19 protein-coding genes, 2 tRNA genes, 1 other RNA gene and 1 riboswitch are annotated in these 17,550 nt (G+C 72.3%); of the genes, 14 read left to right on the top strand and 8 right to left on the bottom strand.

The genetic code is table 11. From position 1 onward, the window contains the following. Window positions 1-58: 58 nt before the first annotated feature. Window positions 59-155: signal recognition particle sRNA small type (ffs, locus tag LL648_RS03660), an RNA gene on the bottom strand. A 53-nt stretch (window positions 156-208) separates the two neighbouring features. Between ffs and LL648_RS03665 the strand changes: the two genes are divergently transcribed. Continuing rightward, a tRNA-Ser gene (locus LL648_RS03665) sits at window positions 209-296 on the top strand. A 59-nt stretch (window positions 297-355) separates the two neighbouring features. Here the strand turns inward: LL648_RS03665 and LL648_RS03670 are convergent. Continuing rightward, the gene (locus LL648_RS03670) at window positions 356-1,126 is read right to left on the bottom strand and encodes a maleate cis-trans isomerase family protein (protein WP_232660964.1); all 771 of its coding nucleotides are present in this window, start codon (window positions 1,124-1,126) and stop codon (window positions 356-358) included. Window positions 1,127-1,218: 92 nt separating this feature from the next. Between LL648_RS03670 and LL648_RS03675 the strand changes: the two genes are divergently transcribed. The 7 genes from LL648_RS03675 (at window position 1,219) to LL648_RS03705 (ending at window position 6,340) form a co-directional block, all read left to right on the top strand. Beyond that, on the top strand, window positions 1,219-1,635 hold the full coding sequence (locus LL648_RS03675) for a nuclear transport factor 2 family protein (RefSeq protein WP_232660965.1): 417 nt from the start codon (window positions 1,219-1,221) through the stop codon (window positions 1,633-1,635). A 121-nt stretch (window positions 1,636-1,756) separates the two neighbouring features. Beyond that, window positions 1,757-1,823, top strand: a riboswitch (guanidine-III (ykkC-III) riboswitch). Between the two features lie 13 nt (window positions 1,824-1,836). Further along, on the top strand, window positions 1,837-2,151 hold the full coding sequence (locus LL648_RS03680) for a DMT family transporter (RefSeq protein ID WP_232660966.1): 315 nt from the start codon (window positions 1,837-1,839) through the stop codon (window positions 2,149-2,151). Window positions 2,152-2,247: 96 nt separating this feature from the next. Further along, entirely contained in the window at window positions 2,248-2,526 is a 279-nt protein-coding gene (locus LL648_RS03685; RefSeq protein WP_232660967.1) for a GlsB/YeaQ/YmgE family stress response membrane protein, read from the top strand. A gap of 72 nt (window positions 2,527-2,598) precedes the next feature. Next, window positions 2,599-3,555 carry a threo-3-hydroxy-L-aspartate ammonia-lyase gene (locus LL648_RS03690; protein ID WP_232660968.1) on the top strand — a complete coding sequence of 319 codons (957 nt, stop codon included), beginning with the start codon at window positions 2,599-2,601 and terminating at the stop codon, window positions 3,553-3,555. Between the two features lie 3 nt (window positions 3,556-3,558). Then, complete coding sequence (locus LL648_RS03695; protein WP_232660969.1) at window positions 3,559-4,296, top strand: CPBP family intramembrane glutamic endopeptidase; 738 nt, start codon at window positions 3,559-3,561, stop codon at window positions 4,294-4,296. Window positions 4,297-4,361: 65 nt separating this feature from the next. Further along, window positions 4,362-5,477 (top strand): monodechloroaminopyrrolnitrin synthase PrnB family protein, encoded by a 1,116-nt coding sequence (locus LL648_RS03700; RefSeq protein ID WP_232660970.1) that lies wholly within the window; start codon window positions 4,362-4,364, stop codon window positions 5,475-5,477. Between the two features lie 137 nt (window positions 5,478-5,614). Beyond that, window positions 5,615-6,340, top strand: a complete 726-nt coding sequence (locus LL648_RS03705) for an MBL fold metallo-hydrolase (RefSeq protein ID WP_255684487.1) — start codon at window positions 5,615-5,617, stop codon at window positions 6,338-6,340. Between the two features lie 291 nt (window positions 6,341-6,631). On the opposite strand, the gene LL648_RS03710 is transcribed toward LL648_RS03705, so the two are convergent. Next, a tRNA-Ser gene (locus tag LL648_RS03710) sits at window positions 6,632-6,719 on the bottom strand. Window positions 6,720-6,816: 97 nt separating this feature from the next. On the opposite strand from LL648_RS03710, the gene LL648_RS03715 reads away from it, so the two are divergent. From LL648_RS03715 to LL648_RS03725, 3 genes are read left to right on the top strand one after another with little or no spacing between them, the layout of a single operon-like run. Continuing rightward, complete coding sequence (locus LL648_RS03715) at window positions 6,817-7,677, top strand: ABC transporter substrate-binding protein (RefSeq protein ID WP_232660972.1); 861 nt, start codon at window positions 6,817-6,819, stop codon at window positions 7,675-7,677. Continuing rightward, on the top strand, window positions 7,674-8,513 hold the full coding sequence (locus LL648_RS03720; RefSeq protein WP_232660973.1) for an amino acid ABC transporter permease: 840 nt from the start codon (window positions 7,674-7,676) through the stop codon (window positions 8,511-8,513). The genes LL648_RS03715 and LL648_RS03720 overlap by 4 nt, the downstream gene beginning before the upstream one ends. Window positions 8,514-8,523: 10 nt before the next feature. Then, a complete protein-coding gene (locus tag LL648_RS03725) occupies window positions 8,524-9,288 on the top strand; it encodes an amino acid ABC transporter ATP-binding protein (RefSeq protein WP_232660974.1) in 765 nt (254 codons plus the stop codon). Between the two features lie 19 nt (window positions 9,289-9,307). Here LL648_RS03725 and LL648_RS03730 read toward each other — a convergent pair whose 3' ends face one another. From LL648_RS03730 to LL648_RS03750, 5 genes are all read right to left on the bottom strand, one after another. Then, complete coding sequence (locus LL648_RS03730) at window positions 9,308-9,484, bottom strand: hypothetical protein (RefSeq protein WP_232660975.1); 177 nt, start codon at window positions 9,482-9,484, stop codon at window positions 9,308-9,310. Continuing rightward, window positions 9,481-12,165: an ATP-binding protein gene (locus tag LL648_RS03735; protein ID WP_232660976.1), complete on the bottom strand. Its 2,685-nt coding sequence runs from the start codon at window positions 12,163-12,165 to the stop codon at window positions 9,481-9,483. The genes LL648_RS03730 and LL648_RS03735 overlap by 4 nt, the downstream gene beginning before the upstream one ends. A gap of 221 nt (window positions 12,166-12,386) precedes the next feature. Beyond that, the gene (locus LL648_RS03740) at window positions 12,387-12,815 is read right to left on the bottom strand and encodes an NUDIX hydrolase (protein WP_232660977.1); all 429 of its coding nucleotides are present in this window, start codon (window positions 12,813-12,815) and stop codon (window positions 12,387-12,389) included. Between the two features lie 105 nt (window positions 12,816-12,920). Continuing rightward, window positions 12,921-13,385, bottom strand: a complete 465-nt coding sequence (locus LL648_RS03745) for a nucleoside deaminase (protein ID WP_232660978.1) — start codon at window positions 13,383-13,385, stop codon at window positions 12,921-12,923. 3 nt (window positions 13,386-13,388) lie between these two features. Next, on the bottom strand, window positions 13,389-13,910 hold the full coding sequence (locus tag LL648_RS03750; protein WP_232660979.1) for a tRNA adenosine deaminase-associated protein: 522 nt from the start codon (window positions 13,908-13,910) through the stop codon (window positions 13,389-13,391). A gap of 92 nt (window positions 13,911-14,002) precedes the next feature. On the opposite strand from LL648_RS03750, the gene LL648_RS03755 reads away from it, so the two are divergent. From LL648_RS03755 to LL648_RS03765, 3 genes are read left to right on the top strand one after another with little or no spacing between them, the layout of a single operon-like run. Continuing rightward, window positions 14,003-15,223, top strand: coding sequence for a M20 metallopeptidase family protein (locus LL648_RS03755; RefSeq protein ID WP_232660980.1), 1,221 nt, complete (start codon window positions 14,003-14,005; stop codon window positions 15,221-15,223). A gap of 20 nt (window positions 15,224-15,243) precedes the next feature. Further along, window positions 15,244-16,581, top strand: a complete 1,338-nt coding sequence (locus LL648_RS03760) for an amidase (protein ID WP_232660981.1) — start codon at window positions 15,244-15,246, stop codon at window positions 16,579-16,581. Window positions 16,582-16,605: 24 nt separating this feature from the next. Continuing rightward, window positions 16,606-17,547 (top strand): prephenate dehydrogenase, encoded by a 942-nt coding sequence (locus tag LL648_RS03765; RefSeq protein ID WP_308190236.1) that lies wholly within the window; start codon window positions 16,606-16,608, stop codon window positions 17,545-17,547. Window positions 17,548-17,550: the final 3 nt, after the last annotated feature.

Here is a 17,550-nt window from a genome sequence, read left to right on the forward strand (position 1 = left end):
GAAGACACGCTGGAGCGAGAACGGCGAGCGCGGGCCGCGAGCACACCTCGCCCGAGAGCGTAAGCGGGCTCCGCGCACCCGCCAGAGCCCGTTGACCCTTGCTGCCTTCCGGCCCTGGGGGAGTTCACAGGATGGACGCCGCGCGGAGCCCGTGGATGAGTGTAGTCCCCCGGCAGACCGCGGGATCGACCCGGCTATGCTCGTCGACGGAGGATTCGCCTAGTGGCCTATGGCGCACGCTTGGAAAGCGTGTTGGGTTCACGCCCTCGCGGGTTCGAATCCCGCATCCTCCGCCAGCGTCACCAGCACAAACGCCCGGTCGGTCGCTCTCGCGGTCGGCCGGGCGTCGGTGCGTTCAGCGCAGGTCGAACAGCCGCCCGTAACCGGTCACCGTGCCGGGCCCGGCACCGGCCGCCGACAGCATCGCCCAGAGCAGCACCTGGTTGGCCGTCAGCACCGGCCGGCCCAGCTGCGCCTCCAGCGCGTCGATGACGCCCACGGCGCGGAACCCGTTCCCGCCGATCACCACGGCATCCGCGGTGTCCGGCACGGTCCGCACGGCCCAGCTGTGCAGATCCCCGGGCCGGATGCTGCGCTGGTCGCTCGGCAGTGGGCAGGACGCCGCGAGAACGACGTCGAACCCCGCGGCCCGGTAGTAGTCGTGCCCGAGCTCGTTGAGCGCGACGTCGAACCATGGCGGGTGGACGGCCGCGACCCGTTCCACCCCGAACGCGCGCAACGCCGTCGCCGCCGCTGCGCAGGTCGTGACCACCGGGATCCCGTCCGTCCGCGCGCTGAGCCGCTCGACCATCGCCGCTTCGCCCCTCGCCCCGACGACGTAGGCCGAGCTGGTGAACCCGAAGCCGATGGCGCTCAGCGGGGCGGCGCCGAGCAGGGCGACGGCGTCGTCGATCCCGGGCGGTTCGACGAAAGCGCGCACGGGCGCCAGCGGGATCGTCGGGTCCATCACGCCACCCGGCCCCATCGCACCGAACGGGACCCTGGCGGCGTGGATGCCGACGTCTGCCGGCGCCATGGCCCGCAGCTCGGACTCCGGGCCGACGTCCGCGTGCGGGGTCAGCACACCCAGCCGCCACGTCACGTCCCAGCCGTCCACATGCCACATGACAGCCTCCCGCCTACCACCTCGGAGTTCGTGGCGGCTGCATTACGTCTGAGGTCATCGACCGGCGCCCGCACCGCGGCAAAACTGGTCGCATGAACACCAGGGAGACCGTCGACGAGCTGCTCCGCCGTGTCGCTGCGGGCGATCCGGAGCAGATCGCCGAGATGTACGCCGACCACGTGACCTGGATGGTGAACTGGCCCGAGGGCGACTACTCGCAGACCACCCCGTGGATCCGGCACCGCTCGACCCGCTCCGGGATGGCCGACCACTTCCGGCTCCTCGCCGAGAACCACGTGCCGGACGAGAGCTCCGCGGTCGTCAGCACCGTGCTCGTCGACGGGGCCGACGCCGTGGTGATGGGCGAGCTCCACTACACCGCCAAGCCGACCGGCCGCCGCTACGTGGCGGCGTTCGCCCTGCACGTGACGGTCGAGGACGGGCTGGTCACGCGCCACCACATCTACGAGGACAGCCTCGCCGTGGCCGGCGCGTTCGCCCGCCCGTAACCGTCGACAACGACGTTTTGGCTGTTGTTAGCGCTAACAAAGCGCCAGAACGTCGTTGTCGACGTCGTGGTCAGACCGGTCACCATCACGGCCACGACGCTCGATCGCCACTACTGTTTGAAGAAGGTCCGCGGTTGCGGTCACCTCCGGACGAGTGCGTCGTACCCGGCACGCCAAGACGACGCCCACCGGAGGTGTGTCGTGGCATGGATCGCACTGATCGTCTCGGGCGTGCTGGAGACCGTCTGGGCCAGCGCGTTGAGCCGTTCGGAAGGCTTCACGAAACCGCTGCCCACCGCGGTCTTCGGCGTGGCGCTCGTGCTCAGCATGCTCGGGCTGGCGTTCGCGCTGCGCGAGATCCCGGTCGGCACCGGGTACGCGATCTGGGTCGGGATCGGGGCCGTCGGCACCGCCGCGTACGGGATGGCGGTCCTCGGCGAACCGGCCACCACGGCCCGGATGCTCTGCCTCGTTGCGATCGTGGCCGGCGTCGCGGGCCTGAAGTTCCTGCATTGAGGTGAAGTAGCGAGTTCGATGCTTCGAGGCCGGTCCCGCGGGGAACACCCCCGCAGCGGGTCGATCTCTGCGACCCCCCGCAACACGGGAGGCACCGTGACCGTCACGGGCATCATCACCGCAATCATCATCGGCGCGATCATCGGCGTGCTCGGGCGGCTCGTCGTGCCGGGCCGGCAGTCGATCCCGATCTGGCTCACGATCGTGATCGGCATCATCGCCGCCTTCGTCGGCACCTTCATCGCACGTGCGCTCGGCATCCCGACCGCGACGTCCGGCATCGACTGGCTGGAGCTACTGGTCCAGGTCATCGTGGCCGCGATCGGCGTCTACATCGCTGCCGCCATGTACGGGAGGCGGTCGATCAGGCACTGATCCGGTCCCGTCGAGCAGGCAGCCGGGCCACCTCCTTCGGGACGGTGGCCCGGCTGCTCGCACAATGGGCGGATGATCGACGCCCCGACCTTCGCGGACGTGCGGGCCGCAGCCGACCGGATCCGCGGCCACGCGCACCGTACGCCCGTCCTCACCTCGCGCCGTGTGGACGACGAGGTCGGCGCCCAGCTCTTCTTCAAGTGCGAGAACCTCCAGCGGATGGGCGCCTTCAAGTTCCGCGGCGCCTTCAACGCGCTCTCCCGGTTCGAGGAGGAGCAGCGGCGGAACGGGGTTGTCGCGTATTCGTCGGGGAACCACGCGCAGGCCATCGCGCTCGCCGGGCGCATCCTCGGCATCCCGGCCACCATCGTGATGCCGCACGACGCGCCGGCGAGCAAGATCGCCGCGACCGAGGGCTACGGCGCGACCGTCGTCCGCTACGACCGCTACACGGAGGACCGCGAGGCGATCGGTGCCGCCCTGGCGGCCGAGCGCGGCCTCACCCTCATCCCGCCCTACGATCATCCGGACGTCATCGCCGGTCAGGGAACGGCGACGCTGGAGCTGCTGGAGGACGTCGGCGAGCTCGACGCCCTGTACCTGCCGCTCGGGGGTGGCGGGCTCAGCTCGGGGGCGGCGCTCGCGGCGCGGGCGCTCTCGCCGAGCTGCCAGGTGTTCGGGGTGGAGCCGGAAGCGGGCGACGACGTGCGGCAGTCGATCCGCAGCGGCCGGATCGTGCACATCCCGGCGCCGTCGACGATCGCCGACGGCGCGCAGACCCAGCACCCGGGCGAGATCACCTTCCCGATCCTCCAGCGCGAGCTGACCGACGTGCTGACCGCCACCGACGACGAGCTGGTCGACGCGATGCGGGTGTTCGCGGCCACGCTCAAGATCGTCGTGGAGCCGACCGGCTGCCTCGGCTTCGCCGCAGCCCGCCGGGCCGCGCCGGCCGGCAAGCGGGTCGGGGTGCTGATCAGCGGCGGGAACGTCGATCTGGACCGGTTCGCGGCGCTGATCGCGGGCTGACCGGTGGCCCAGCTGATCGACTACTCGGTGCGGCTCGCGCCGGGCCTCGCCGTCATCGTCGTGGCCGTCGCGCTGCTGGGACGACACGCCCCCGCGTTGCGGATCGGCCTGCTGATCTCGGCGTTCGTGCTGATGCGCGACCTCATGACGCCGATGGGTTTCTGGCAGTTCGGCCGCACCGATGCCGGGCTGCCCTGGCTGCGGTTCCTCGACGACGGCTTCGTGATCAGTGCGCTCGCGGGAGCGGCCTTGGCGCTGACCGCGGTCGCCGTGCTGACGCAGCGCGACCTCGCGGCGGGCATCGTGTGGGGCCGGCTCGACGTCCGCGCGCTGCTGACGGCTTTGGGTGCCGCCGCCGTGATCCTCGTGCCGTTGCTGCTGCTCATGGACACCGTCCCGCTCGCGGACCGGGGCGGGCCGGTCGCCGTCGCGGTGATCTGGCCGCTCCTGCTGATCGCCTACGGCGGGAACCTGATGGAGGAGGTGCTCTTCCGCGGGATGCTCCAGGGCCACCTCGACTCGCTCGGGATCGCGCCGCGGCGCGTCGTCCTCCTCTCCGGGCTGTTCTTCGCGGCAGGCCACGTCTTCCTGGCTGCGACCGTAACCTCGCTCGGCTGGCCGCTGCTCCTGTTCGCGCTGGTCGAAGGGCTCGCGTGTGCGTGGGTACGGCAGCGGGCCGGGGTGCTCGCCTCGACGGTGACGCACGGCTCGGTGATCTTCGTCCTGGCCGTCGGGATCTAGGCCCGGATGGGCCGACCGCGTTTGGACCTGGCCCGCTGCCCTCTTCCCGTTGCAAGGTGCGGTCCATGGACCGGTTCGACGCCTGGATCAGAGGCGGGCTCGTCGATCTCAACACCGAGCTGGAGGAGGCGTACTTCGCCGCCCGGGCCACGATCCTGCACGGCGACGAGCTGGACCGGATCAAGCAGACCATCGCCGGCGACGGCGCGAAGCTCGTCGGCGAGATCACGGCGCTGCCGGCGGGCTCGGCCGAGCGTTACGAGCTGCTCGGGCTGGTGGGGCACTACCTGAGCGCCTGCCGCCGGCACGAGGTCGACGGCTCCGAGGCGTGGCCGCTGGCCAGCAGGCTCGGCCTCGCGCTCGGCGTCGCCCCGCGGCTCGTCTTCCCGCACCAGAGCACCGCGAACACGGCCGTCCGCGACAGCTTCCGCACGTTCACGCACCTCACCGACGAGCGGATCTTCATCGTGCAGAACGGGCTCGGCGTGCTGGCCTACCAGCGCGCGGCGCACGCACTGCGCGCGATCCCCGCTATGGGCGTTTCCCACCCGATGACGGCCTACCTGCTGGACGGCGCCCGGAGCGCGCTGGAGGACGTGCTGCGGTTCAACCGCGAGCTCGCCGACACGCTCGACGCCGAGCGCTTCTTCCTGAACGTCCGGCCGTACTTCGCCGGCCATGACGTCGGCGGCGTCACCTACCGCGGGCTGAACGCCGGCGACTTCGCCGCGATCAACGAGATCGACCTGCTCCTCGGCCTCGACGCCGGCGACGCCTTCTACCAGCAGGTGATGGTCGAGAAGTACCCGTTCCTCCCGCCGGCGGACCAGGAGTTGCTGCGCGCGGCGAGCCTGCGCGCGTCGTCGCTGCTGGACGGATTCCTGGAGGAAGCCGCCGACCAGCCCGGCACCCCGCAGCTGCGGACCAACGCCCGGCTCTTCCTCGACGTCTGCCAGGCCCACGCCGCGGCGTACACGTTCCACCACCATCGGCTGGTCAAGCCCTTCCTCGAACGGCCGGCGGCCTCGGCACCCGCTGCCGGATCTTCGAGCGGGCCACCGCTGGACGTCGTGATCGCCGGGCTGGCGCGGATCAGCGACCTGCGCGGTGCCCGCGACCGTCCCGGCCACCCCACGGCCAGGGCGCGGCTCGACCGGCTCCGCTCGCTGGTCTCTGGGTGAACTTGGCCGTGTTGCCGGGCGGGGCCGCTCTGATAGCGATGGACGCATGGCTTTCCGCGTGCACCACCTGAACTGCGCCACCTTCCGCCCGCCGGCGAAGGGCAGCACCGACGACGGCCGGACGGTCTGCCGACCTGCTGGTCGAGACCGCCCACGGGCTGGTGCTCGTCGACACCGGGCTCGGCACGGGAGACGTCGCGCGGCCCGAGGAGACCATCCACCCGATCGTCCGCGACAACCTCGCGCCCGAACTACGTCCGGACGAGCCGGCCCTCGCGCAGGTCGAGGCGCTCGGCTTCGCACCGTCGGACGTCCGCCACATCGTGCTGACGCACTTCGACTTCGACCACGCCGGCGGCCTCCGCGACTTCCCCGACGCCGCTGTGCACGTCTCGGCCGCGGGCTACGCGGGGATGCAGCAGCCGTCGTCGCCGACGCAGGCCGCCCGGTACGTCGCCAAGCAGTGGGAGCACGGGCCGAAGTGGGTGGTCGAGCCGGCCGGGACGGACAAGTGGTTCGGCATCGCCGGCGTCACGCCGCTGACCGGCCTCGACGAGCTGCTGTTCGTGCCGCTGGAGGGGCACCAGGTCGGGCACTCCGGCGTCGCGGTGCCGGTCGCCGGCGGCCGCTGGCTGCTGCACGCGGGCGACGCGGTGTTCCACCGCGGCCGGATCGCACCCGAGTTCGCCCCCTGCCCGCCGCTCGTCGAGGAGATGGAAATCGCGGGCGCCGAGGACGAGGCGTTGTACGACGAGTCCGTGCTGCGGCTCGCGACGCTGCACCGCGACCACTCCGACGAGGTCGAGATCGTCGTCGCACACGACACGCGGCAGTTCGACGAGCTGGTAGGCGGGGCGGGCTGAACCACCCGAGAGCCCCGAGGAGGTGGGGTGCCAGGTGGTGCCAGGAAAGTGGCTTTCCTGGCACCACAGGACAGGAAAGCCACTTTCCTGGCAACCCGCATCCGCCACCCCGACCGCCGCGATCACGTGAACCCGGCCCCGCGACCCGCCGTACCCCCGGTATGCCCTCGACGCACCCCAGCGGTGAAACCCGGTTGAGACGGGCGTGTATTGCCCGACGGCCACGCTGACGTGCGTGAACGAACGAGAAACGCCGGGTCTCCTCGATCAAGGAGGCCCGGCGTCTGCTGGTGGCGGTAGCGGTGGGATTTGAACCCACGGAGGCTTGCACCTCACACGCTTTCGAGGCGTGCTCCTTCGGCCGCTCGGACACGCTACCGCCGACCAGCTTACAAGAGCCCTTGCGGCGCTCGCGTCCGGTATACCCCTCCTTGAACCTCCCGCCCGGCCCCGGGCACCACACCTCGAAGGTGGCCATGTCCTCGTCTCTCCGCCGTCTCACCGTCGCCGCCGCGCTCGTCCTGGTCACGGTCGGCTGCGCCCCGGCACCCGAATCGACCCCCAAGGCGCAGCCGCAGGACGCGGCCTGCGCGCCCGGCGCGTTGCCCACGCTCGCGACGGGCACGTTGACGATCGGGACCGACCAGCCGGTCTACCCGCCGTGGTACGTCGACGACGACCCCACCTCGGGGAAGGGCTTCGAGTCGGCGGTCGCGTACGCCATCGCAGGCGAGCTCGGATACGCCAAGGACAAGGTCAAGTGGGCTCGGGTCCCGTTCAACGCGGCGATCCAGCCCGGCCCGAAGACCTACGACCTCAACCTCACCGAGTTCTCCATCACCGAGGATCGCAAGGCGGCCGTCGACTTCTCCGCGCCCTACTACGACGTCAAGCAGGCCGTCGTCACGCTCGGCACGAGCAGCGTGGCCGGCGCGAAGTCGATCGCCGACCTGAAGAACGCCCGCATCGGCGCGCAGGTCGGGACCACCAGCTACGACGCGGTCACCCAGCAGATCGCCCCGACGTCGCAGCCGGCTGTCTTCAACACGAACGACGACGCGAAGCTGGCGCTGACCAACGGCCAGGTCGACGCGATCGTGGTCGACCTCCCGACGGCGTTCTACATCACCTCGGCCGAGCTGACCGGCGGCAAGATCATCGGGCAGCTGCCTGCCGGTGCGGGGACACCCGAGCAGTTCGGCGCGGTGCTCGACAAGGGCAGCGCGTTGACGAGCTGCGTCTCGGGCGCCGTCGACCGGCTGCGCGCGGCCGGCACGTTGAAGTCGCTGGAGACCGAGTGGCTCGCCTCCGCCGAAACCGCGCCTGAGCTGCGGTGACGCATGCGCTGAGCCCGCTCGCCCGCGAGCGGCGGGCCTATCGCCGTTCGCGGGCGCGGCGCTCGACGCTGGTCGCGCTGCTCTCCACGGTCGTCGTCGCGGCGGCGATCGGCGTCGCGGTCACGCAGTCACCCGGCTGGCCGCGCGTGCAGGTCACGTTCCTCGATCCCGCTTCGGCGTGGAGATCGCTGCCGACCGTGCTCGAAGGGCTCTGGCTCAACGTCCGCGTGCTGGTCGTCGCGGAGCTCGGGATCCTGGTGCTCGGCCTGCTCATCGCGGTGCTGCGGACGCTGCGCGGCCCGGTCTTCTTCCCGGTGCGGGCGCTGGCTACGGGGTACGTCGACCTCTTCCGCGGCATCCCGCTGCTCATCGCGCTCTACCTGATCGGCTTCGGGCTGCCGGCGCTGCGGCTGCAGGGCATCCCGACCGACACGGCCGTGCTCGGGTGCGTCGCGCTGATCCTCGTCTACTCCGCGTACGTCGCCGAGGTGTTCCGGGCCGGCATCGAGTCGGTGCACCCCTCCCAGCGCGCCGCGGCCCGCTCGCTCGGCCTCACCCACCGGCAGTCGATGCGGCTGGTGGTGCTGCCGCAGGCCGTGCGGCGGGTGCTGCCGCCGCTCCTCAACGACTTCGTGGCCTTGCAGAAGGACTGCGGCCTCATTTCGGTGCTCGGCGCCGTCGACGCCATCCGGGCCGCGCAGATCGACGCTGCGCGGACGTTCAATTTCACCCCGTACGTCGTGGCCGGGCTGTTGTTCGTCCTGCTCGCGATCCCGACGGGACGGATCGCCGACGCCGTCGCGGCACGCGCGGCCCGCCGGCAGGGGGCCCAGTGACGGAGGCGCAGTGAAGGAGCAGCAAGCGGAGCTGGTGCTCGACGTGCGTGGGCTCGTCAAGCGCTACGGCACGACGACCGTCCTCGACGGCATCGACATCGCGGTCGGCGCGCACCAGGTGGTCACCGTGATCGGGGCCTCCGGCTCCGGCAAGTCGACGCTGCTGCGGTGCGTCGACCTGCTCGACGAGGTCGACGACGGGCAGATCCTGCTCGACGGCGTCGACATCTCCGACCCACGTGCCGACGCCGCCGCGGCGCAGCGCCGGATGGCGATCGTCTTCCAGGCGTTCAACCTGTTCCCGCACATGACGGCGGTCGACAACATCTCGCTGGCGCCCCGCGTCGTGCACAAGGTCGATCCGGGGGAAGCGCACGAGAAGGCGCTCGACCTGCTGCACAGGGTGGGGCTCGACGGATTCGCCGACGCCTACCCCGACCGGCTGTCCGGCGGGCAGCAGCAGCGGGTGGCGATCGCCCGCGCGCTCGCTGTTCGACCGCGGCTCCTGCTCCTGGACGAGATCACGTCGGCCCTCGACCCGGAGTTGGTCGGCGAGGTGCTGGCGATCGTCAAGGAGGTCGCCCGCGGTGGCATGACCATCCTGATGGCGACGCACGAGATGGGCTTCGCCAAGCAGGTCTCCGACCAGGTCGTCTTCCTGGACGAAGGCAAGGTGTGCGAGTCGGGGCCGCCGGAGCGGGTGCTCGGCGACCCGACGCACCCGCGGACCCGTCAGTTCCTCGCGAGGGTCATCGCGGCCGGCTGGCTCACGTAGCCCGGCTCGGCCGGCGGGCTCAGCTGTCGCCGCGGCGGCAGCAGTCCGCCTGCTCCGGGACGGCCTGGTGGAACACCGTGCCCTGCGTCGGGAGGCCGACGTTCACCGACTGCAGACCCGTCCCGAGCAGCAGCGCTGCCGTGAACACCGCTGCGACCGACGCCGCCACCCGCATCATCCTGCGCTCGCTAGTCATGACGTCCCCCAAGCTGTTCCCTGCCGCACGACCGCCACGGCCGCGCGCTTCGCTGCTTCCAACGCTTGTTCGGCCTGGGTGCGGCCGCGTGAATATCCTGTCATGGCATGCGTGGCGACGGCGGATTCCGCCATGGCCAGAGCCTCTTTCTTCTGCCCGGCCGCCAGCCTGGCCACCGCAGCCGCGATGCGGCCCTGGCCTTCCGGCACGAGGAACCCCACCCGCTCCGCGATGTCGACGGCCTTCTCGGCACTGGCCACGGCCTGCACCACGTCGCCGCGCGCGAGGTACACGCCCGACCTGCCGATGTGGGCCTGTGCGAGCGCGTACTTGTTGCCGCAGGCCGTCGCCATCTTCAGCGCGTCTTCGAACTGCGGCATGGCCTCCTCGAACCTCCCCCCGGCGAGCAGGACCGTCCCGACGGTCTCGCAGGCCTGTCCGTGGAGGCGGACGTCATCAACCTCCGCGGCGATGGTGACGGCCCGTTCGGCCAGCTCCGACGCCTGTTGCAGGCGGCCGGCATCGCGGTGGGCCTCCGCCATCGTCCGCAGGTCGTACCCCTCCTGCGCGCGGTCGGCCAGCTCGCGGTGCACCTGGAGCGCCTTCTCGATGTGCCACAGCGCCTCGTCGTGGCGCCCGAGCCCGTTCAGCGCGTCGCCGAGGTCGGTGCGCACCTGCGCGATGACGGTCGTTGCGCCCGACTCGTCGAGCAGCTCCAGCACGTGGCTGTAGCGCGTCGCGGCGGCTTCCAGCCGCCCGAGCTCGTGGTTCACGGTCGCGATGTTGTTGATGATCGACGCGGCTCCGGCCCGGTCGGCGGGATCGGCGAGCGCCAGCGCCTGTTCGAGGTGCACGCCGGCCGACTCGGTGTCGCCGCTGAGCCGGTGGATGTTGCCCAGGACGCGGTGGGACGCGGCCACGCACTCGGTCCAGCCCGTCGCGGAACTCAGTGCAAGGGCCAGCTCGGCGTGGTGGACGGCGTCGGCGTAGCGATCCTGCCGCGTGTACATCCTCGCCATGCTCAGGTGCGACGCCGCCTGCCCCGTCGGGTCGCCCGCCGATTCGGCCGCGCCGAGCCCCGCGGATGCCACCAACCACCATTGGAGGACGCTGCCACGGAGCTGGAGGTAGCCGTGCAACGCGTCGGCGAGCTGCCACGCCGCCCGCGCGGGCCCGGCGTCCGCGGCTCGCAGCACCGCCGTCTGCAGCGCGGGCATCTCGGCGTCGATCCAGGCCAGCGCCTCGCGGTGGTCGGCGAACGACACCGCGGCCGATGGGTCGACGGGCAGCCGGAGCACGTCGGAGTACAGGAGCCGCGCCGCGGCGTCGAGCGCGGCGAGGTAGTGCGCGAGCAGCCGGCGCCACGCGACCGCCCGTTCCTGCTCGGTGTCCTCGCTCGTGAGCCGCTCGCCCGCGTAGAGCCGGAGGAGGTCGGCCTGCTCGAAGCGACCGGCAACCGGCTGCTCGACGAGGTGCGCGCCGGCCAGCTGCTCCAGCAGCCCCAGCCCGTCCTCGACGGAGGAGCCCAGCAGCGCCGCCGCGGTTGCGCCCGTGACGTCGCGCCCCGGTGCGATCGCCATCACCCTGAACAGGCGGCGGGCCGCGCCGGGAAGCGCCTCGTAGGAGAGGTCGAAGGCCGCCCTGACCATGGCGTCGGTGTCGGCCGGGACGGCGAGCTCGGCCAGCCGGTTGCCGCTGCGCAGCCGCTCGACGAACGCCGCGACGTCCCGGTCGCCGCCGAGGATGTTGGCCGCCGCGATCCGCAGCGCCAGCGGCAGGTGCCCGCACAGCCGGGCGAGCTCGGCGACCGCATCCGGCTCCGCGGGCCCCAGCAAGCGGGTGAGCAGCGCGTTCGAGTCGTCCGGCGCCATGGCCTGCACGGTGAGCTGCGCCGCGCCGTTGCGGGCGACCAACCCGCGCAGCGACGAGCGACTCGTCACCAGCACCAGGCAGCCCGACCCGCCGGGCAGCAGCGGGCGCACCTGGTCGGCGTTGCCGGCGTCGTCGAGCAGGATCAGCGTGCGGGTGTCGGCCAGTGTGCTGCGCAGCAGCGCCGACGCCTCCGCGACGTCGGTCGGCACCCGGTCCGGGACGACGTCGAGGCCGCGCAGCAGGCGGGTCAACGCATCCATCGGGGAGAGCGGCCGAGCACCGGAGTGGCCGAGGAGGTTGAGGTAGAGCTGCCCGCCGGGGAACCGCTGACGCACCCCGTGCGCCCAGTGCACGGCGAGCGCCGTCTTGCCCACGCCGGGTGCGCCCGAGAGCACCACGATGTTCGCCGCCGCCGGGTCGGCGGCTGCCAGCAGCTCGTCCAGCGTGCGGACGTTCTCCGCGCGACCGGTGAATCCCGAGACGTCGGCCGGCAGCTGCGCGGGGGCGCGATGGCCGGGAGCGAGCACCTCCGGCACCTCACGCGCGGTGGACGCCGCCCGTTCCGCCCAGTAGTCGCGCCGCCCGAGCGACTCGAACTCGACCCGTTCAGCGCCCTCGATGCCGAGCACCTCGGCGAGCATCCGGAGCGAACCGGTGCGTGGGAAGCGCACCCGTCCGCGTTCGAGATCGCGGACCGTGCGCACGGAGAGGCCTGCCCGCTCGGCGAGCTGTTCCTGGGTGAGCAGCGCCTCGGTCCGCCTGCGACGCAGGACCATGCCGAACGCGACGGCCGCTACAGGACCGGCCAAACCCGGACGCCCCTTTCGCCGGCCCGTTCGGACGACCCCCTGTCCGCCCAACTCCTGTCTGGGCAGTCTTACACCTCAGACGGGCCGGGGTAAGCACCGGCAGGAGGACTTCTGCCGGTCAAACTGCCTGGCGGAACCGGGCGCACTGCCGGAGGCTCTGCGAGCGGTTCCCGCCGTGCGGCCGAGGTCTCTGGGGGGTGACCTCGTCCCAGGCGAGGGGGTCACCCGACCTCGGCTGCCGAAAGCCCGATCCGGACGACGCTCGCCAGATCGCGCTCCCCCACCGCGCCGAGCGGCACCCATTCCGCCATGTCGGTGCTCCCGCCCGTCTCGTGGCGCAGATCCCCGCCGACCACCTCGCCGGTGTAGAGGATCCGCAGGACGTGCACGTCGATCGCGCTGCCGTCGAGCGCGCGCTTCCACATCGTGGTGTCGATGCCGACCAGGCCGCCGAGCTCGATCCGGTAGCCGGTCTCCTCGGCCACCTCACGCACGGCGGCGTCCTCGGGGCGTTCGCCGTGGTCGAGGCCACCACCCGGCAGCGTCCACCGGTCGCTGCCGGCGAACCGGGTCAGCAGCAGCGCATCGTCGCGAACACAGACGACATAGGCACCGATCCGGGTCTCGCGCGTCGGTTCCGTCGGCTCCACGCGCCGAGCGTATGCGGCGCCGGTGCGGGCGCCACATGGAACCATGTGGTTGATTTTCATCGTTGTATGACCGCCGCAGGGTTCCATGTCGCGCGTTGCGGCGCGTCAACGATGGCCGCGGAAGAACGCCTCCATGAGCGCCACCGACTCCTTCGCAAGCACGCCGCCGATCACCTCGGGTCGGTGCGCGAGCCTGCGGTCGCGCAGCACGTCCCAAAGCGAGCCGACGGCGCCGGTCTTCGGCTCCCACGCGCCGAACACCACGCGGTCGACCCTGGCCAGCCCGATCGCGCCGGCGCACATCGTGCACGGCTCGACGGTCACCGCCAGCGTGCATCCCGAGAGCCGCCACTCCCCGACCACCGATGCCGCCGCCCGCAGGGCGAGCACCTCCGCGTGCGCCGTCGGGTCGCCGAGCGCCTCCCGCGCGTTGCAGGCGACGGCCAGCTCGCGCCCAGCGGCGTCGACGACGACAGCGCCGATGGGGACGTCGCCGGTCTTCGTCGCGTCCGCGGCGACGACCAGGGCACGCCGGACCAGCGCCTCGTCGGAGGCGATGGGGTGGGGCACGCGTCAGCCGACCTCGGTGACCACTTCGGCGAGCGCGTCGGCGAAGCCGCATCTCCGGCTGATCGCCGCCAGCTGCTCGTCGGGGTAGAGCTCGACCTCCGCTGCGAGCACCTCCAGCTCGTCGGCCGGGAGTCCCAGGTCGGCGAGGATCGCGAGGTCGCCCTCCGGCCACGGCTCGTCGAGCGCGTCGTCGTCGGGCGGCAGCTCCACACGCAGGAGGTCGAGCACATCGGCGGCCACGTCGTAGTCGAGCGCCGCGACGGCATCGGACACCATCAGCGAGACTCCACCGGGCGTGGGCCGCAGCAGGACGAAGAACTCGTCATCGACGTCGAGCAGCCCGAGAACGGCCCCGGTGGACCGCAGTTCGCGCAGCTCGGTGATGGCGGTATCGAGGTCGACGAGCGCATCCGGTGTCAACCGGGTGCAGCGCCATCGCCCGTCCTCCCGGATCGCCGCAACAGCAAATCCGGGCAGGGCCTGTTCCCGCACGCCCGCGGGCGCCTGGATGCTCTGCACGGCCATGAGGCTACGGTAGGCCTCGAAACGGTTGTGGTCCAAACCACAACCGTAAGTTGACCCTCCCTACACCTCTTGTGGGTGCGAGTATCAGGCGCATGTCACACCGTGCAGCACGGCGGTTCTCAGACCTTCGCACTCAGGCAGAGGCTCTGCAACCGCAGACGGTCGCGCTGCGCAGGGCGCTGCACCGCCATCCCGAGCTCGGTCTGAACCTGCCCCGCACCCGCGACGCGGTGGTCGCCGAGCTCGCCGACCTGCCGCTGCAGGTGCACCTCGGGCGTTCGGTCTCGTCCGTCGTGGCCGTCCTCGACGGCCACCGGCCGGGCCCGACCGTCCTGCTGCGGGGCGACATGGATGCGCTGCCGATGCCGGAGGACACCGGGCTGGAGTTCGCCTCGACCGTCGACGGCACGATGCACGCCTGCGGCCACGACACCCACGTCGCGATGCTCGCGTCGGCGGCGCGGCTGCTCGCCGAGCGACGCGACCAGCTGGCCGGGCGGGTGCTGTTCATGTTCCAGCCGGGTGAGGAGGGCTTCCACGGCGCCCGGTACATGATCGACGAGGGGTTGCTCGACCACACGGGTCCTGCCGGCCGGCCCGAGTCGGCCTACGCGCTGCACATCAGCGCGACCATGCCGTCCGGTGAGCTGCACACCCGGCCGGGCCCGCTGATGGCGGCGGCCGACACGATCACCGTCACCGTCTACGGCCGCGGCGGGCACGCGTCGGCCCCGCACGACGCGCTCGACCCGGTGCCGGCCGCCGCCGCGATGGTCGGCGCGCTGCAGACGATGCTGACCCGCCGGGTCGACACCCACCAGCCGACCGTGCTCACGATCGCGCACATCACCGCCGGTACGACGACCAACGTCATCCCCGAGACCGCGACGATCTCCGGCACGCTGCGCACGCTCTCCGAGCAGGTGCGCGCGCTGATGTACGACGAGATCCGGCGCGTCTGCACGCACACCGCGCAGGCGTACGGCTGCTCCGCGGTGGTGGAGATCGACCCCGGCTACCCGGTCACCGTGAACGACGACGGCGCGGCCGGCCGGGTCGACGAGCTGGCCGCCACCGTGCTGGGGCGCGACGTCGTCTCGACGATGTCGAGCCCGATCATGGGCGCGGAGGACTTCTCCTACGTGCTCGCCGAGGTGCCCGGGGCGCTCGCGTTCCTCGGCGGTTGCCCGCCGGACGTCGACCCGGCCACCGCGCCGCCGAACCACTCCAACCGCGTCGTGTTCGACGAACCCGCCATGGCCGCCGGCGTCGCGCTCTACGCCGGGCTTGCGCTGGACGCGCTGGCTGTTTGAGGCTCAGGCAGGATGGCCTGGTGGCCACCCCTGTTACCTCGCTGCTCGAGCTCGGCATGGCACTGCGCTCACGGGAGCTCTCCGCGTTGGAGCACGTCACGACGGCGCTCGAGCGGCTCGCCGCCGACACGCACAACGCCGTGATCGTCCTCGACCACGATCGCGCGGTCGCCGAGGCGGCCGCGCTCGACGATGAGCTCGCCCGGGGTGGATGGCGCGGCCCGCTGCACGGTGTTGCCGTCGGCGTGAAGGACGTAATCGACGTCGAGGGGCTGCCCACCCGCGCCGGCTCGAACGTGCTCGCCGACGCGCCGCCGGCCGCGGCCGACTCGCCAACGGTCGCGCGGCTGCGCGAGGCGGGCGCCGTGATCGTCGGGAAGCTGCACACCCACGAGTTCGCCCTCGGCCCGACCGGGGACGTCGCCGCGACCGGGCCCGCGCTGAACCCGCTCGACCCGAGCCGGATCACCGGCGGCTCGTCGTCGGGCTCGGCGGCCGCGATCGCCGCAGGTCACCTGCCCCTGACGCTGGGCACGGACACCGGGGCGAGCGTGCGGACACCGGCCGCGATGTGCGGCGTGGTGGGCCTCAAGCCGGCGTTCGGGCACCTCTCGACCGAAGGCACGTTCCCGCTCTCGGAGACGTTCGACCACGTCGGGCTGCTCACCGCCGACGTGCATTCCGCCTCGGTCGCGTGGGACATCCTCGCGCGCCCCGACGGCACCGGCGGCGGCATCCAGCTGCCGGGCGTCGCCGGCGTGCGGGTCGGGATCCCCGTCGACGAGTACTGGCGCGCGGCCGACCCGGTGATCGACAAGACCGTCGCGGCCGCCGTCGAGCGGCTGCAGGCCGCCGGTGCGCACATCGTCGAGGTGCGGACGCCGATGATCGACGAGCTGGCCGCGGTGTATTCGCCGATCGTCGTCGGCGAGGCGTGGGCGACGCACGGGAAGTGGCTCGCCGAGCGGCCGGAGGCCTACCAGACCGGCACGCGCGAGCGGCTGATGCCGTTCGCCGACCAGTCCGCGCGCGAGTACATCGGCGCGCTGCGGACCCGGCGCCGGCTGGTGCCGCAGTTGCGGGCCGCCGTCTCCGACGTCGACGTGCTCGTGCTGCCCACCACCCGCCTGCGCCCGACGCCGATCGGGGTCGGCGAGGTCGAGATGGGCGGCACCACGGTGCCCGTGCGACCCGCGTTGCTGGCACTCACGCTGCCGTTCAACATCACGGGGTGGGCAGCGGCGTCGGTCCCGGCTGCCGCGAGCGACGGCGGGCTCCCGGTCGGTGTGCAGGTGGTCGGCGTCAAGCTGGAGGAACGCGGGGTGCTGCGGGTGGCGGGCGCGCTCGCGAACGGCTGACCCCGCTCGCGTACCTTTCACAGCGTGACTGAACGAGCGGTGTGCGTGATCGGCGCCGGGTTGATCGGGGGGTCGCTGATGCGGGCCGCCGAGAAGGCGGGCCGCCCCGTATGGGGGGTGAGCGCCTCGGCCGGGACCGCCGCCGAGGCGCATTCCGACGGGTTCGAGGTCACCACGGACACCGACGACGCGCTGCACCGGGCTGCCGCTGCCGACGCGCTGGTGGTGCTCGCCGTGCCACTTCCGGCGCTGCCGGACGTGCTGCGCCGCGTCGACGCGGTCGCCCCGACCTGCCGGCTCACCGATGCCGTCAGCGTCAAGGTCGCGACCGCCGATGCGATCAGCCGGTTCGCACCGCGCGCCCGCTACGTGGGCGGGCACCCGATGGCGGGCACCGCGGAGTCGGGCTGGGGCGCCGGCAACGCGGATCTGTTCGTCGACGCCGCGTGGGTCGTCGCCGCCGACGACGAGCTCGACAAGGAGGTCTGGGCCGACGTCGCCGAGCTGGCGTGGGCGTGCGGCGCCCGGGTCGTCCCCGCGGCCGCCGACGAGCACGACCTGGCCGTCGCGAAGGTCTCGCACCTCCCGCACCTGCTGGCCGCGGTGCTCGCGGCCGTCGGCGCGGCTGGGGAGGACGATCTTGCCCTCTCGCTGGCCGCCTCGTCGTTCGCCGACGGCACGAGGGTCGCGGGCACGCGGCCGGAGCTGGTGCTGGCGATGTGCGAGGGCAACCGCGATGCGCTGCTCGCCGCTGTCGACGACGCGCTCGGCCGGATGGGCGCGATGCGCGGCGCGCTCGCCTCGACCGGTGGGCTGGCGGCGACGGTCAAGGCAGGTCACGCGGGCAGGCAGCGGTGGGCAGCCACCCGCGACCCGCAGGCGGTGCGCATCACCGGGCGCGAGACGTTCGCCCAGCTGCGTGATCTCGGCCGGCGCGGCGACGTCGCCGTCGGCTGGAAGCGCTGACGC

This window comes from Pseudonocardia sp. TRM90224 (assembly GCF_021245725.1).
In the GTDB taxonomy this organism is placed as follows: domain Bacteria; phylum Actinomycetota; class Actinomycetes; order Mycobacteriales; family Pseudonocardiaceae; genus Pseudonocardia.